The organism is Stenotrophomonas sp. GW821-FHT02D01 (assembly GCF_059421765.1).
In genome coordinates this window covers 189,629-204,002 of record NZ_JBWKVP010000005.1, presented here as the reverse complement: position 1 = coordinate 204,002, position 14,374 = coordinate 189,629, and the positions used below count along the sequence as shown (strand labels likewise).

13 protein-coding genes are annotated in these 14,374 nt (G+C 66.9%); 5 read left to right on the top strand and 8 right to left on the bottom strand.

Features of this window, described 5'->3' with window-relative positions:
• Window positions 1-8: 8 nt before the first annotated feature.
• From AC07UW_RS12500 to aceB, 3 genes are all read right to left on the bottom strand, one after another.
• Window positions 9-1,049 (bottom strand): GGDEF domain-containing protein, encoded by a 1,041-nt coding sequence (locus AC07UW_RS12500; protein ID WP_025875806.1) that lies wholly within the window; start codon window positions 1,047-1,049, stop codon window positions 9-11.
• A gap of 366 nt (window positions 1,050-1,415) precedes the next feature.
• A complete protein-coding gene (gene aceA / locus AC07UW_RS12495; RefSeq protein WP_025875808.1) occupies window positions 1,416-2,717 on the bottom strand; it encodes an isocitrate lyase in 1,302 nt (433 codons plus the stop codon).
• Between the two features lie 69 nt (window positions 2,718-2,786).
• A complete protein-coding gene (gene aceB / locus AC07UW_RS12490) occupies window positions 2,787-4,409 on the bottom strand; it encodes a malate synthase A (RefSeq protein WP_394196915.1) in 1,623 nt (540 codons plus the stop codon).
• Between the two features lie 109 nt (window positions 4,410-4,518).
• Here aceB and AC07UW_RS12485 point away from each other — a divergent pair, with 109 nt between their 5' ends.
• Together AC07UW_RS12485 and AC07UW_RS12480 are read left to right on the top strand one after the other, a co-directional pair.
• Entirely contained in the window at window positions 4,519-5,487 is a 969-nt protein-coding gene (locus AC07UW_RS12485) for a LysR family transcriptional regulator (RefSeq protein WP_495212150.1), read from the top strand.
• 322 nt (window positions 5,488-5,809) lie between these two features.
• Window positions 5,810-6,718 (top strand): LysR family transcriptional regulator, encoded by a 909-nt coding sequence (locus AC07UW_RS12480; protein WP_033832746.1) that lies wholly within the window; start codon window positions 5,810-5,812, stop codon window positions 6,716-6,718.
• A 104-nt stretch (window positions 6,719-6,822) separates the two neighbouring features.
• On the opposite strand, the gene AC07UW_RS12475 is transcribed toward AC07UW_RS12480, so the two are convergent.
• Together AC07UW_RS12475 and lepB are read right to left on the bottom strand one after the other, a co-directional pair.
• Window positions 6,823-8,079, bottom strand: coding sequence for an MFS transporter (locus tag AC07UW_RS12475; protein ID WP_080150334.1), 1,257 nt, complete (start codon window positions 8,077-8,079; stop codon window positions 6,823-6,825).
• A 120-nt stretch (window positions 8,080-8,199) separates the two neighbouring features.
• Complete coding sequence (gene lepB, locus AC07UW_RS12470; protein WP_025875818.1) at window positions 8,200-8,826, bottom strand: signal peptidase I; 627 nt, start codon at window positions 8,824-8,826, stop codon at window positions 8,200-8,202.
• Window positions 8,827-9,059: 233 nt separating this feature from the next.
• On the opposite strand from lepB, the gene AC07UW_RS12465 reads away from it, so the two are divergent.
• Window positions 9,060-9,461, top strand: a complete 402-nt coding sequence (locus AC07UW_RS12465) for a hypothetical protein (RefSeq protein WP_032978120.1) — start codon at window positions 9,060-9,062, stop codon at window positions 9,459-9,461.
• 3 nt (window positions 9,462-9,464) lie between these two features.
• Entirely contained in the window at window positions 9,465-9,911 is a 447-nt protein-coding gene (locus AC07UW_RS12460; protein WP_025875822.1) for a hypothetical protein, read from the top strand.
• Between the two features lie 467 nt (window positions 9,912-10,378).
• On the opposite strand, the gene dcp is transcribed toward AC07UW_RS12460, so the two are convergent.
• The 3 genes from dcp to arfB form a co-directional block, all read right to left on the bottom strand.
• Entirely contained in the window at window positions 10,379-12,535 is a 2,157-nt protein-coding gene (gene dcp / locus AC07UW_RS12455; RefSeq protein WP_025875824.1) for a peptidyl-dipeptidase Dcp, read from the bottom strand.
• Window positions 12,536-12,646: 111 nt separating this feature from the next.
• Entirely contained in the window at window positions 12,647-13,249 is a 603-nt protein-coding gene (locus AC07UW_RS12450) for a lysophospholipid acyltransferase family protein (RefSeq protein ID WP_025875827.1), read from the bottom strand.
• Window positions 13,250-13,253: 4 nt separating this feature from the next.
• Complete coding sequence (arfB, locus tag AC07UW_RS12445; RefSeq protein WP_025875829.1) at window positions 13,254-13,685, bottom strand: alternative ribosome rescue aminoacyl-tRNA hydrolase ArfB; 432 nt, start codon at window positions 13,683-13,685, stop codon at window positions 13,254-13,256.
• A 134-nt stretch (window positions 13,686-13,819) separates the two neighbouring features.
• Here arfB and AC07UW_RS12440 point away from each other — a divergent pair, with 134 nt between their 5' ends.
• Window positions 13,820-14,338 carry a DUF2059 domain-containing protein gene (locus tag AC07UW_RS12440; protein ID WP_312108682.1) on the top strand — a complete coding sequence of 173 codons (519 nt, stop codon included), beginning with the start codon at window positions 13,820-13,822 and terminating at the stop codon, window positions 14,336-14,338.
• Window positions 14,339-14,374: the final 36 nt, after the last annotated feature.

Below are 14,374 nucleotides of genomic sequence, written 5' to 3'. Positions count from 1 at the left end.
ATCTCCGCTCAGTGTCCATCCGGGCCATTGGCCCACCGCAGGCAGTTGCCGCCTGCGCGCTTGGCTTGGTACAGCGCACGATCGGCGCGAGCGTACCACTCGCTCCAGTCCGCGTCAGGGGCCAGCAGGCTGGCACCGATGCTGGCCAGGCTGACGTGCGGGGTACCATGGCTGCGCTCGAGCAGGCCGTGCACCGCGCTGAGGATGAATTCAGCCGCGTGCTGCACGATCTCGACATTGGCCCGGCGCAGGATCAGGCAGAACTCGTCGCCGCCCAGGCGGCAGGCCAGGTCATGTTCGCCGGCCATCGAGCGCAGGATGTTGCCCATGCTCTGCAGCACCCGGTCGCCGGCCTGGTGGCCGTGGCGGTCGTTGATCTGCTTGAAACGGTCGCAATCGATCAGCAGCAGCGCCTGCGGCGGCCCCTCTTCCTGCGTGCGGCATTCCTGCAGGAACAGGGCCAGGCCACGGCGGTTGTGCAGGCCGGTCAGTTCGTCGGTGCGCACCAGCTCACGCGTGTGCGTCAGCTGGTGGGTGGTGATGTACAGGTTGTCCAGCGCGGCTTCCAGGTCATGGTTGCGCCGCCGCAGCTGGCTGATCAGGGCCTGCTCGTTGGTCAGCACACGCAGGATCGTGCGCCGCAGGAAGTAGGCCACCAGCCCCGGGTCGGACTCGACCAGGCGATGGAAATCAGCCGGTCCCAGCTCCAGCACGTGGCAGTCGGCCATCACCCGCGCGCTGGCGCTGCGCGGATGGTCGCCCATCAACAGGCCGAGCTCACCGAAGAACTCATGCCGGCCGAGTGTCTTGAGCACCAGGTCCTCGCCGAAATCCAGCTCGATCAGGCCTTCCAGGATGATGTACATGCACTCGCCGCGATGACCGCGGTGGAACAGCCACTGGCCCGCCTGCAGCCGGCAGGGCTGGGCAAACCGGGCAAACAGGGCGACCTCTTCGTCGGAAAGCAGCGCATGCACGATCTCGGCCATCGCCACCTTGGCGATACCGGTTGTCGTGTCGATGTTCTCGGCCGCACCCCTGCCGGTCATTCCCTGCACCCGCCGCCAGCGTCCCCTGGTGAGCCGCGGAGCATATCAGTGAATCAAACTGTGCGCCGCTTCTCATTTTTGTGAAGACGCGGTGCCCCGCCCTGCATGCCACAGAGTTGCCTGTTCATACCTGTTGAGCGCGGGGAGAAGACAAGCAATATCAATAACTTGCGGTGACCGCGACGCCGATTGTCGCAGCAGCCGCAGATACAACAACGCCGGCAGATCCCCCGATCTGACGGCGTCGTCTGGCCCTTCCCTGGCCACCCTGATCAGTCCGAGCCCTGGTCGTGCCGGCTGCTGGCCGACAGCATCAAGGACTGCGGGAACACAGAAGGTTGCCGGCCAGCGGCCGGCATGACCGGATCACGCAGCCCGTTCGCTGCGCTCGCCATGGAACTGCTCTTCCTCGGTCGAACCGGTCAGCGCGGTGGTCGAGGACTGCCCCTGCTGGATCGCCTGGGTCACCGCATCGAAGTAGCCGGTGCCGACCTCGCGCTGGTGCTTGACCGCGGTGAAGCCGCGCTCGGCCGCTTCGAACTCGGCTTCCTGCAGCTCCACGAACGCGCTCATCTGCCGGCGCGCATAGCCGTGGGCCAGATTGAACATGCCGTAGTTCAGCGCGTGGAAACCGGCCAGGGTGATGAACTGGAACTTGTAGCCGTAGCTGCCCAGCTCCTTCTGGAACCTGGCGATTGTGGCGTCGTCCAGGTTCTTCTTCCAGTTGAAGCTGGGCGAGCAGTTGTAGGCCAGCAGCTTGCCCGGGAACTTCGCATGGATTGCCTCGGCGAACTTCCGCGCGAATTCCAGGTCCGGCTTGCCGGTCTCGCACCACACCAGGTCGGCATACGGTGCGTAGGCCAGGCCGCGGCTGATGGCCTGGTCCAGGCCGTTGCGGGTCTTGTAGAAGCCCTCCACGGTGCGCTCGCCGGTGGCGAATGGCTTGTCGTTGCCATCGATGTCGCTGGTCAGCAGATCAGCCGCCTCGGCGTCGGTACGCGCCACCAGCAGGGTCGGCACGCCCAGCACGTCGGCGGCCAGGCGCGCGGCGTTGAGCTTCTCGATCGCCTCGCGGGTCGGCACCAGCACCTTGCCACCCATGTGTCCGCACTTCTTCACCGAGGCCAGCTGGTCTTCGAAGTGCACGCCGGCAGCACCGGCTTCGATCATCGCCTTCATCAGCTCGAAGGCGTTGAGCACACCGCCGAAACCGGCTTCGGCGTCGGCCACGATCGGCTGCAGGAAGTCGATGTCATCCTTGCCTTCGGCATGGTGCAGCTGGTCGGCACGCAGCAGCGTGTTGTTGATGCGCTTGACCACCGCCGGCACCGAATCGGCCGGGTACAACGACTGGTCCGGGTACATCTGCCCGGCCAGGTTGGCATCGGCCGCCACCTGCCAGCCGGACAGGTAGATCGCCTTCAGCCCGGCCTTCACCTGCTGCATGGCCTGGTTGCCGGTCAGCGCGCCGAGCGCGTTGACGAAGTCGCGCTCATGCAGCGACTTCCACAGCTTTTCCGCGCCCAGCCGGGCCAGCGAATGCTCGATATGGACGGTGCCACGCAGGCGCACCACGTCGGCGGCGCTGTAGTTGCGCTGGATGCCTTCCCAGCGCGGATTGGTGTCCCAGTCGTGCTGGATCTGTTCGGCAGTGGGCAGCGTGCTCATGTCTATCTCCAGTTCGGTTCGTGCGGATGCAGCGGGGAAGGAAGCGGCGGGAAAACCGGCATGCAGCGGTCAGTCGATGCGCGCGTACGCCGGCAGGGTCAGGAAGTCGGTCAGTTCGTTGCTGCGGCTCAACTCGGCCAGCAGGGTGATGGCTTCTTCGATGCGGCCGCCACCGGGCAGCGCCGAGGTATCGCCAAGGCGCGCGGGCAGCTGCGCCAGCGTGGTATCGAGCAGTGCCAGATCAATCGCGGTGCCGTCGTCCAGTTGCTGGCCCGGGGTGTGCAGCCACTGCCACAGCTGGCTGCGGCTGATTTCGGCGGTGGCCGCGTCCTCCATCAGGTGGTGGATCGGCACGCAGCCGTTGCCATCCAGCCATGCGGCCAGGTAGCGCACGCAGACTTCGACATTGCCTTCGAAGCCAGCGCGGGTGATCGTGCCCGGCGGCCGCGCGATCAGTTCATCGCGACCCACGCGCACATCCTGGCGCAGCACGTGGTGCTGGTTGGGCGTGGGCATGTGCTCGTCGAAGATTGCCATCGCCACCGGAATCAGCGCCGGATGGGCGACCCACGTGCCGTCGTGGCCAGCAGTCACTTCGCGCAGCTTGTCGGCACGCACCCGCGCCATCGCCTGCTCGTTGGCGGCGGCATCGTTGTTGATCGGAATCTGCGCGGCCATGCCGCCCATCGCGTGTGCACCGCGGCGATGGCAGGTCTGGATCAGCAGTTCCGAATACGCCTTCAGGAACGGCTGGGTCATGGTCACCTGGCCACGCTCGGGCAGCACGCGGTCAGCGTGGCGGCGGAAGGTCTTCAGGTACGAGAAGATGTAATCCCAGCGCCCGCAGTTGAGGCCGACGATGCGATCGCGCAGGGCGTGCAGGATCTCATCCATCTCGAACACTGCCGGCAGCGTTTCTATCAGCACGGTCACCTTGATCTGGCCGTGCGGCAGGCCGAGCATGCCTTCGATGTGCGACAGCGCGGTTTCCCACAGCGCCGCCTCTTCCATGCTCTGCAGCTTCGGCAGGTAGAAGTACGGACCACGGTCCCTGGACTGCAGCGCGCGCGCATTGTGGAAGGCAAACACCGCCGCATCGAACAGGCCGCCGGCGAGGAACTGGCCATCCACGCGCACATGCTTTTCGTCCAGGTGCCAGCCGCGCGGACGCACGATCAGCACCGCCTGCTCCTCATAAGGGCGCAGCGCGTAGTGCTTGCCATTGGGTGCGGTGTACTGCAGGTCGCCGCGCACCGCAGCGGCCAGCGACTGCTGACCGGCCAGCAGGTTGCGCCAGGTCGGCGAGGTCGAATCCTCGAAGTCAGCCATGAACACCTTGGCGCCGGAATTCAGCGCGTTGATGACCATCTTCGGGTCGGTCGGGCCGGTGATCTCGACGCGACGGTCCTGCAGCGCGGCCGGCAGCGGCGCCACCGTCCAGTCACCGCTGCGGATCGCGGTGGTGTCCTGGCGGAAGTCCGGCAGGCCGCCCTGGTCGAAGAACGCCTGGCGCTCGCGACGGGCCTGCAGCCGCGCCTGCCGGCCGGGTTCCACTGCCCGGTGCAGGGACACCAGCAGGGCCAGCAACGGCGCCGGCAGCACGGTGGCCTGGCCCGCCACCTGGGTCGCCAGGGCGATGCCCGGCGTGGCCTTGGCGGCGGTGGAGGGAACAGCGGAAGCGACGGCGGACATGGCAGAACTCCAGCGTGGGGGAACGACTCCACCGTGCGGCCGCAGCCCTGTATTTGGCAAAACAGTTTTTGCAATGCTTTACATAACTTGTGCTAATACTTGTGACGCCATGACCACGCGCCCCCCGCCAAGTCCTCGTTTTTCCTACAAATCCGATCGGCTGAAGCCGCTGCGCGCGTTCTGCCAGACGGTGCGCCTGGGCTCAGTCTCACGGGCGGCTGAGGCACTTTTCGTCAGCCAACCGGCCATCAGCCTGCAGTTGCAGGCGCTGGAGCGTGAGCTGGGGGTACCGCTGTTCGAGCGCAGCGGCCGGCGCCTGGTGCCCAGTCGCGAGGGCCAGCTGCTGTATGAAATGGCGCAGCCGCTGGTAGAGAGCCTGGACGGCCTGGAAGCGCGCTTCCGCGACAAGGTGCGCGGGCTGGACGCGGGCGAGCTGAACATCGCTGCCAACAGCTCGACCATCCTGTACCTGCTGCCGAAGATCGTCGAACGCTTCCGCCAGCATTACCCCGACGTACGCCTGACCCTGCACAACGCCATCAGCGCCGACGGCACCGACCTGCTGCGCGAGGATGCCGCCGACCTGGCGATCGGCTCGATGACCGATGTACCGGCCGACCTCAGCTATGCGCCGGCCTACCGTTTCGAACAGGTGCTGATCGCCCCGCATGACCATCCGCTGGCCAGCGGTGGCGAGCTGGAACTGGCCGACATCGCCCGTTACCCGCTGGTGCTGCCGCCGAAACGGCAGATCACCTACCGGCTGGTGGACCAGGTGTTCCAGCGTCACCGCATCGCCTACACCGTTGCGCTGGAGGTGGGCGGCTGGGAAGTGATCAAGCAGTACGTGGCGATGGGCATGGGTATTTCCATCGTGCCGGCGCTGTGCCTGAACGATGCCGACCGCGAACGGTTGGCCGCACGGTCGATGAAGCGCTGGTTCCCGGAGCGGAGTTACGGGGTGATCGTGCGACGCGGCAAGGCGCTGTCGGCGCAGGCGCGGGCGTTTATCGAGCTGATCCAGCCGGAGCTGTTCAGCCCGCGCGATTACGACCAGAGCGGGCATTCGGAGCGGTGAGGGGTTGTCGGCAGGGCTGCGCCCTGCACCTGCCGAATCAACGGCAACGGCAGAGGCAACGGCAACGTCAAAGGCAACAGCGGGGATTCCGTGGATGGCGGGGTGGGTCCAGTTGCGGGGGACGCCGTGAACCCATCCCTGGGGGCTTGGCCGCGGCATCCATGCCGCGGACACCCCCGCAACTGGACCCACCCCGCCTTCGACAGATTTCTGCTGCTGTTGGTAGCTGCTGCTCTTGGTGGGTGTCGACCTTGGTCGACACGGTTGATCCACGCCATGCGTGGATGACGATTCCCGGCTTCGGGCTGGATAGACTGAGGCCATGTCCATCGAACTCCGCCACCTGCGCTACTTCCTTGCCGTTGCCGATACGCTGCACTTCGGCCAGGCGGCCGAGCGGTTGGGGATGTCGCAGCCGCCGCTCAGCCAGCAGATCCGGCAGCTGGAGGAACTGATCGGTGCGCGCCTGTTCGTGCGCAGCCATCGGCGTGTGCAGCTGACCGCTGCAGGGGAACTGCTGCAGGAACGTGCGCGCAGCATCGTGCAGCAGGTGGAATCGGCGGTGGATGAAGTGCAGCGCGCGCAGCGTGGCGAGCAGGGTGAGCTGCGTATCGGCCTGACCCGGGCCACGCCGCTGTCACCGCAGATTCCGCGTTCGATCCTGCAGTACCGCCAGCAGTATCCGCAGGTGCGGCTGCAGTTGAGCGAGATGAACACCCTGCAGCAGATCGATGCGCTGCTCGATGGCAGCCTGGATGTGGGGATCATCCGCAAGCGCACGCTGCCGGCCGAGCTGGTGGCGCACAGCCTGTTCGTCGATCCACTGGCGTTGATCGTGCATGCCGACCACCCTGCCCTGCGTCGCCTGTCGAAAGGCGGCACGCTGGCGTTGCGTGATCTGGCGCAGGAACCGTTCGTGGCGTTCCGCCGCAGCGCCGGGGCGGGCATCCATGACCACATGATCGCGCTGTGCGCGGCAGCGGGTTTCACCCCGCGCATCGTGCAGGAAGCCGGTGAGGCTTCAACGCTGATCAGCCTGGCCGCTGCGGGACTGGGTGCGGCGATCCTGCCTTCGTCGTGCGACCACATCCGGGTGGAAGGTGCGCGCTTCGTGCCGCTGGCCGATGCCGGCGCGCATTCGGAAGTGCAGTTGGCGTGGCGCCGCGAGGGGGTGACACCGTTGATCCGCAATTTCGCCGGGCTGCTGCGCGAGGCGTTTGCGGAAAGCTGACCCGACCGGTGCCCGGTAGTGCCGGCCGCTGGCCGGCAACTGCACGATGCTTGCGCAGGTCACGAGGTTGCCGGCCAGCGGCCGGCACTACCCTTTGCAGGAAGTCAGGCGGTCACCGGCTGCGGCGCGCGCTGCTGCAGCGCCCACACGATGCCACCTCCGATCAGGGTCAGCAGCGCGGCGAATGCGCACACGCCCAGCCAGTCCCACGCGGCATAGGCCAGACCACCCACGCCGCCCAGCACGCTCGAGCCCAGGTAATAGGCAAACAGGTACAGCGCCGACGCTTCCGCACGCATCGAACCAGCACGACTGCCGACCCAGCTGCTGGCCACCGAATGGCCACCGAAGAAACCGAAGGTCACCAGCGCGATGCCCACTGCCATCGCCGGCAGCCACGGCATCGCCAGCAGCACGATGCCGGCGGCGATCAGGCCGAAGGAGATCGCCAGGATGCGACCGCGCCCATGGCGCGTGGCCTGCTGCCCCATCCACGCCGAACTGAAGGTGCCGACCAGATACACGCTGAAGATCAACCCGACCACGGTCTGGCTGAGGTGGTACGGCGGCGCCAGCAGGTGATAGCCGAGGTAGTTGTAGAGGGTGACGAACACACCCATCAGCACGAACGAGGTGGCGAACAGCCACGGCAGGCCGGGATCGGCGAACAGCGTGCGCCAGCGCGCGGGCAGCTGGCGCAGGCCACTGCGACTGGCCTGGAAGTGGCGCGACGGCGGCAGCTGCAGCCACAGCAGCACGGTGCTGGCCATGGCGATGATTGAGACCACGCCGATACCCCAGCGCCAGCCCCAGTGGTCGGCGATGATGCCGGCCAGCAGGCGCCCGCTCATGCCACCGATGGCGTTGCCGCCGATGTACAGGCCCATCGCCAGGCCCAGCGCGCGGCTGTCCATCTCTTCCACCAGGTAGGTCATCGCCACCGCCGGCACGCCGCTCAACGCCAGCCCCAGCAGGGTGCGCAGCACCAGCAGGGTGGCCCAGTCGTCGACCAGTGCGGTGCACAGCGACAGCGTGGCCGAGGCCAGCAACGCAACGATCATCAGCGGGCGCCGGCCGACCGCATCGGACAGCAGGCCCGCCAGCAGCATGGCCACGGCCAGGGTGCCGGTGGTCAGCGACAGCGACATCGCGCTGCCGGCAGCAGACACACCGAAGTGGCGACTGAACTCGGGCAGCAGTGGCTGCACCGTGTACAGCAGGCCGAAGGTCGAAAAGCCAGCCAGGAACAGCGCCAAGGCGGTGCGGCGGAAGGCCGGCGTTCCCTGCTGGATGCGGGTGTCGACGGGAGCGTCGTCAGTACGGGGACGGTCGGCGAGGGCCGCCGGGGTATCGCCAGTCATGGGAGCGGTGGGCCGTGGGGGCGGCCGGATTGGAGGGGACGGGTCCCAGACTAGGCCCGTCCATCCAGTCGATCCATAACTTGATAGGTCATGATTGATACTTCTGGCATATCGACAAGCTTACAGCCGCTGCCACTCGAAGCCGTCGCCACGGCGGTAGTACACCGCCACTGCGCGGCCATAGATCTTGTCCGCATCGACGAAGCCGAAGAAGCGACCGTCGAAGCTGTTGCCACGATGGTCGCCCAGCACCAGCACCTTGCCGGCGGGCACCTGCAGATCCGCGATGTCCGGGCCACCGCCGCTGTCCAGATCGAGGCTGGCGCGGCGCTCTCCGAAAGCTTCGGTGTCGGCCAGGTCGGCGATCTGCAGCGGCTGGCCGTTGATGCTCAGGTGGCCATCGCGCAGCTGCACGTGGTCGCCGGCCACGGCGGCGACGCGCTTGATCAGGCGGGTGCCATCGGCCGGCGAATCGAACACCGCCACCTCACCCCGCTGCGGCGTGCCAGTAGCCAGCAGCTCCTGGCTGGTGAACGGCAGGCGCAGGCCGTAGGCGCGCATGTCCACCACCACCCGGTCACCCGGTTGCAGCGTCGGCTGCATCGAACCGCTGGGCACGACGTAGTGGTTGGCGAGGGTGTCGCGGGCGGCAGCGAGCAGGCCCAGCATCACCAGCAGCGGCAGTGCCTCCTTCTTCAGCCAGGTGAGCGCGCGCTCTGGGAACGGCGGACGGGCTACAGCATCCATGTCAGGCTCCGGGTGGTGGGTGGGTATCAGACCGCAAGGGCAGGCGTGAGGTTCCCGCGCATCATGCCGGTCTCCATGCCCGTGCCGATCAACGGTCGGCAGCCACCGGGTGCATTCCGGCCGGACGTTATGAAGGTTTTACGCCCGGGCCGGGCACTGGGCATCGCACCTTTACGGCTCCCACGCGCATCGTGTGCCTACCGCGCCGCAGGGCGCTTTGCGCAAGGTGTTGTATGACCCTCCTGGTGATCCGGCATGCGTCGCCGTCGGTGCCGCGTCCGCTGCTGCCGGCCGAGTTGTCCGGCCATCCGGTGCTGTGCACCGACTGCGCCAGCCTGGCCGATGTGCGCCAGTGTCTGTGCCAGCCGCAGGCGCGCACCGCGGACTGGGTGCTGCTTGATGTCGGCGTCGCCGACGAGGCGCAATGGTGTGCCGAGGGCGGTGCGCTGCAGGCGGCGCTGGACGGTCTGCCGGCGGAGTACATCGAACTGCAGTCGCCGCACCAGCCCGGTCTGGAGGCGCGCCTGCGCCTGCAGCACGGCCCGGCCGCCGTGGTGGTCGACCAGCGCAGCCAGCAGGCGGGTTATCCGCTGTCATTGGCCATCGTCAGCCGTCGCCTGGCACGGGAGGGCTGAGCCATGTCGATCTTCATCATCCGTGGCCCGGAAGCGGCGGGCGCGTTGATCCGCACCGCCGCGCCGCTGCCGGCGCCGGTACTGAAATCACTGGTGCACCGTGCGATCGATGCGGGCACCAGCGTGGCGATCCGCGCCTGCGGTTCGGAGCAGGAACTGCTGGACGCGCTGCGCGTGGCCGACCACAGCCGTGGCGAGGTGACGCTGCTGGATCCGGGCGCATGTGCCGACAGCCTGCGCCTGCAGCGGCTGCTGCCCTACCTGCACAACGCGTACGTGGAAGTGCATGACGATGGCGCCGTGGCCGAGCCGTGCCTGCCGGCCGGTGTTGGCCAGCGCCTGGGCATCGCCGCCGGGTACGGCGCGCAGAGCTATGTACTGGCGCTGGATATCGCGCTGGATCACCTGGGGTTGGCCGAGCAGGCGAACCGGGTGCATGTAGGGACGTGATGGCCGGGCTGCGGCCGGCACCCGGGGGTAGTGCCGGCCGCTGGCCGGCAACCTCAACCTCAACCTCAACCTCAACAACAACAACAGCAACAGCAACAGCAACAGCAGAGGCTGGCATTGCGTGGGATGGCGGGGTGGGTCCGGTTGCGGGGGACGCTGCAAGTACGTCCATGTAAGCTCGATCGCGCCTTGCTCGTGTGCGCTGTCCTGCGCACACGGCAAGACCGGGGTTGGGCGTCCTGCCCAACCCGCCCGAGGCATGCCTCGGGCCCATGGCGCTCACGCCCCCGCAACCGGACCCGCCCCGCCTTCGACAGATTTCCGCGACCTGTCGGAATGGGATGGCCTGCTCTTGGTGGGTGTCGACCTTGGTCGACACATGGATCCACGCCATGCGTGGATGAGCGACACAACGAAAAACGGCGGGGTTGCCCCCGCCGTTTTTTCTTTCGTACTTCAGGCCGCGCTTACTTCAGGCCGCGGAACTTCAGCAGCGGCTCCACCGACGGGTCCTTGCCGCGGAAATCGCGGTACAGGGTCGACAGCTCCACGCTGTTGCCGCGCGAGAGGATCTTGTCGCGGAATTCCTGGCCGTTGGCGGCGGTCAGGCCACCGTGTTCGGTGAACCACTGGTAGGCGTCATGGTCCAGCACTTCCGCCCAGAAGTAGGCGTAGTAGCCGGCCGAGTAACCGCCACCCCAGATGTGGTCGAAGTAGGTGGTGCGGTAACGCGGCGGCACCTGCGGCAGGTCGACCTTGAACTTCTTCAGCGCGCTCGCTTCGAAGGCGCCGACGTCCTGCAGCGGGGCATCGGCCTTCTGCGTGTGCCAGGCCAGGTCGAGCAGTGCCGCCGACAGGTACTCGGTGGTCGCATAGCCCTGGTTGAAGCTGCGCGCCTTGAGGATCTTGTCGACCAGTTCCTGCGGCATCGCTTCGCCGGTCTTGTAGTGCTTGGCGTAGTTGGCGAACACCTTCGGGTCCAGCGCCCAGTGCTCGTTGAACTGCGACGGGAACTCGACGAAATCGCGCGAGGTGGCGGTGCCGGCGATCGACGGGTACTTCACGTTCGAGAACATGCCGTGCAGTGCATGGCCGAACTCATGGAACATCGTGGTGACGTCGTCGAAGCTGATCAGCGCAGGCTGGCCAGCGGCCGGCTTGGTGAAGTTGCAGACGTTGTAGACCACCGGCTTGGCACCGGTCAGGCCGTCCTGTTCGACGAACACGTCCATCCAGGCGCCACCGGACTTGCTGTCACGCTTGAAGTAGTCGGTGTAGAACAGGGCCAGCGAGGTGCCGTCCTTGTCGAACACTTCGTACACCTTCATGTCCGGGTTGTAGGTCGGAATGTCGGTGCGCGGCTTGAAGGTGATGCCGTACAGCTGAGTGGCGGCGTAGAAGACGCCGTTCTGCAGCACGTTGTCCAGCTCGAAGTACGGCTTGATCTGCGACTCGTCCAGATCGTACTTGGCCTTGCGCACCTGCTCGGCGTAGAAATCCCAATCCGAGGCGGCCACCTGGAAACCACCCTTCTGGGCGTCGATCACCTTCTGGATCTCACCGGCTTCGGCACGCGCCTTGGCGGTGGCGGCAGGCACGGTGTCGGTCAGCAGCTTCAGTGCGGCCGCCGGGGTCTTGGCCATCTGGTCGCCCAGCTGGTAGTCGGCGAAGGTATCGAAGCCGAGCAGCTTGGCCTTCTGCGCACGCAGCTGGGCCAGGCGCTGCACGGTCTGCCGGGTATCGTTGGCATCGCCACGCTCGGCACGGGTTTCCGAAGCCTTCAGCACGGCGGCGCGCTGGTCGCGGTCGGTCAGCGAACCGAGCACCGGCTGCTGGGTGGTGTTCTGCAGCGGCAGCAGGAACTTGCCATCCAGCTTGCGGTCCTTGGCGGCGGCGGCGGCATTGTTGACCGCGCCCTCGTCCAGGCCGGCCAGCTTGGCCTTGTCGTCCACCACGACCGCAGCAGCGGCGGTCGCAGCCACCAGGCGGGTGTGGAACTGGGTGGACAGCGTGGTTTCTTCCACGTTGAGCTTGCGCAGGCTCGCCTTGTCGGCGTCGGACAGCTGCGCGCCGGCGCGCACCAGGCCGTCGTAGTAGTGCTCGACCAGGCGCTTCTGCACCGGATCCAGGCCCAGCGTCTCGCGCTGGTCGTACAGCGACTTCACGCGCGCGAACAGCTTCGGATCGAGGTTGATCTCGTCCTGGTGCGCGGCCAGCTTCGGCGCCACTTCTTCCTGGATCTTCTGGCGGGCATCGTTGGTGTCGGCCTGGACCAGGCCGAAGAAGATGCGCGACACGCGGGTCAGGGTCTCGCCGCTGCGCTCCATCGCCACGATGGTGTTGTCGAAGGTGGCCGGCTCGGCGCTGTCGGCGATCTTGCGCACGTCGGCCAGATGCTGGCGCATGCCTTCTTCGAAGGCCGGCAGGTAATCGCTGTCCTTGATCTTGTCGAACGGCGGTGCCTGGAACGGCAGGCTGCTGGCGGTCAGCAGCGGATTGGTGGAGGCTTCGGCCGGCTGCTGGGCCGGTGCATTCTGGGCTTCGGACACGGGGGTGGACTCCTTGCCGGAACAGGCCGCCAGCGCCAGGCTGATGGCGGCGGCCAGGACTACGGTACGCGACATGTAAAACGCTCCTTGGGCAGACGGTACGGGATGGCAGCCGTCCACCCTACTCCTGTCACGGGCGCCCGGCATGTGCCGGACGTGGCGTCTACGCTGCCGGCGGCGGCCGGCTCAGACCGTGCCGCGGGTCTTGCCGATCCAGGGCCGGTAGAACTCGCGGATGGTCGCCATGTCTGCGGCATCATCGCCGGTCGGCGTGAACAGCGGGCCGATGCCGATGGTCTTTTCCGGGTAGTGGAAATACGCGGCCAGGATCGGCACGTCGGCCATCCGCGCAATCTTCAGGAAGCCGGCCTTCCAGTCCTTCACGGCCTTGCGGGTGCCCTCGGGGGTGATGGCGAACCACATCTTCTCGTTGTTGCGCAGCAGGTCCACGGCCTGGCCGACAGTGCCCTGCGGCGAGCTGCGATCCAGCGGGATCACGCCCAGCTTGTGCAGCAGCGGGCCCAGTGGCCACCAGAACAGCGAGGCCTTGCCCAGCACCTTCACTTTCATGCCCAGTGCGATCTTGGCGGCCATGCCCCACAGCCCGTCCCAGTTGGACGAATGCGGAGCGATGATGAAGACCAGCCTGGGAACGTTCGGCAGCGTACCGGTCACTTTCCAGCCGCCCATGCGCAGCGTGCAGCGCGCCAGCCAGCGCAGGAAACGGTTGGGCTTGACCTGCGGCATGTTCGGCGGAATGGCCGGCAGCAACGGCGTCGGGTTGTTCAAGCAATCACTCCCAGTCACGTGATGAGCGCCCGCGCTTGATCTGCGCGCGCCCGCGTTTGGCGTCCAGACGACGCAGTTTCGACCCGAAGGTCGGCTTGGTGGCCTTGCGTGGTTTGGGCACGCTCAGCCCGGCCTGGATGAAGGCCGCCAGCCGCTCGCGCGCATCCTCGCGATTGCGATCCTGGGTGCGGAAACGTTGCGCGTCGATGACCAGCACGCCTTCGCCGGTCATGCGCCGGTCGCGCCGCGCCAACAGGCGCTCGCGCAGCGGCTCGGGCAACGAGGGCGAGCCGGCCACGTCGAAACGCAGTTCCACCGCGGTGGAGACCTTGTTGACGTTCTGGCCGCCGGCACCACTGGCACGCACGAAACGCTCGACGATCTCGCCGTCGGGGATTTCAAGCTGCGCGCTGATGATGACCGGTCCACTGCCCATCCGCGCATTGTAGCGGCAGCCGCGTTGCCGTGGCTGCCATCACGCCCCGTATGCCGCCGATCAGGCACCGAACACGCCGCCTTCGCCTTTGCCGGGGGTATGCTTGCCATCCCGTGTACTGCAGGACGCTCCGCATGATCCGCTTCGTTCCCTCCCTGTTGCGCCGCGCGGCCCTGCTGCTGGTGCTGGCCGCAGCAAGCGCACCGGTGCTGGCCGCAGCCCCCACCGATGGCGACATCAACCGCCTGCTGTCGGCCTCGCGTGCGCAGAGCATGATCGACACCATGCTGCCGCAGATCGAAGCGATGCAGCAGCAGCAGTTCCAGCAGGTCGCCGCACAGCGCAAGCTCAACGCCCAGCAGCAGGAACAGCTGCAGCGCATCCAGGCCCGTACCAGCCAGACCCTGCGCCAGGCACTGTCGTGGCAGCAGCTGCGGCCGATGTACGTGGACCTGTACAAGAAGACCTTCAGCAAGGAAGACGTGCTGGCCATGGCCGAGTTCTACGAGAGCCCGGCCGGCCAGAGCCTGCTCGACAAGACCCCGGCGCTGATGCAGAACGTGATGGTGGCGATCCAGACGCGCATGCAGCCGCTGTTCGCCGATCTGCAGAAGGATCTGGAAGCGATCGTCAACGAGCCGGAAAAGAAGTGAGGTAGTGCCGGCCGCTGGCCGGCAACCTCTGGACTT

Coding starts and splice junctions, on each gene's coding strand:
- AC07UW_RS12500 (WP_025875806.1), bottom strand. CDS start 1,049: ATGACCGGCAGGGGTGCGGCCGAGAACATCGACACGACAACCGGTATC.
- aceA (WP_025875808.1), bottom strand. CDS start 2,717: ATGAGCACGCTGCCCACTGCCGAACAGATCCAGCACGACTGGGACACC.
- aceB (WP_394196915.1), bottom strand. CDS start 4,409: ATGTCCGCCGTCGCTTCCGCTGTTCCCTCCACCGCCGCCAAGGCCACG.
- AC07UW_RS12485 (WP_495212150.1), top strand. CDS start 4,519: ATGACCACGCGCCCCCCGCCAAGTCCTCGTTTTTCCTACAAATCCGAT.
- AC07UW_RS12480 (WP_033832746.1), top strand. CDS start 5,810: ATGTCCATCGAACTCCGCCACCTGCGCTACTTCCTTGCCGTTGCCGAT.
- AC07UW_RS12475 (WP_080150334.1), bottom strand. CDS start 8,079: ATGACTGGCGATACCCCGGCGGCCCTCGCCGACCGTCCCCGTACTGAC.
- lepB (WP_025875818.1), bottom strand. CDS start 8,826: ATGGATGCTGTAGCCCGTCCGCCGTTCCCAGAGCGCGCGCTCACCTGG.
- AC07UW_RS12465 (WP_032978120.1), top strand. CDS start 9,060: ATGACCCTCCTGGTGATCCGGCATGCGTCGCCGTCGGTGCCGCGTCCG.
- AC07UW_RS12460 (WP_025875822.1), top strand. CDS start 9,465: ATGTCGATCTTCATCATCCGTGGCCCGGAAGCGGCGGGCGCGTTGATC.
- dcp (WP_025875824.1), bottom strand. CDS start 12,535: ATGTCGCGTACCGTAGTCCTGGCCGCCGCCATCAGCCTGGCGCTGGCG.
- arfB (WP_025875829.1), bottom strand. CDS start 13,685: ATGGGCAGTGGACCGGTCATCATCAGCGCGCAGCTTGAAATCCCCGAC.
- AC07UW_RS12440 (WP_312108682.1), top strand. CDS start 13,820: ATGATCCGCTTCGTTCCCTCCCTGTTGCGCCGCGCGGCCCTGCTGCTG.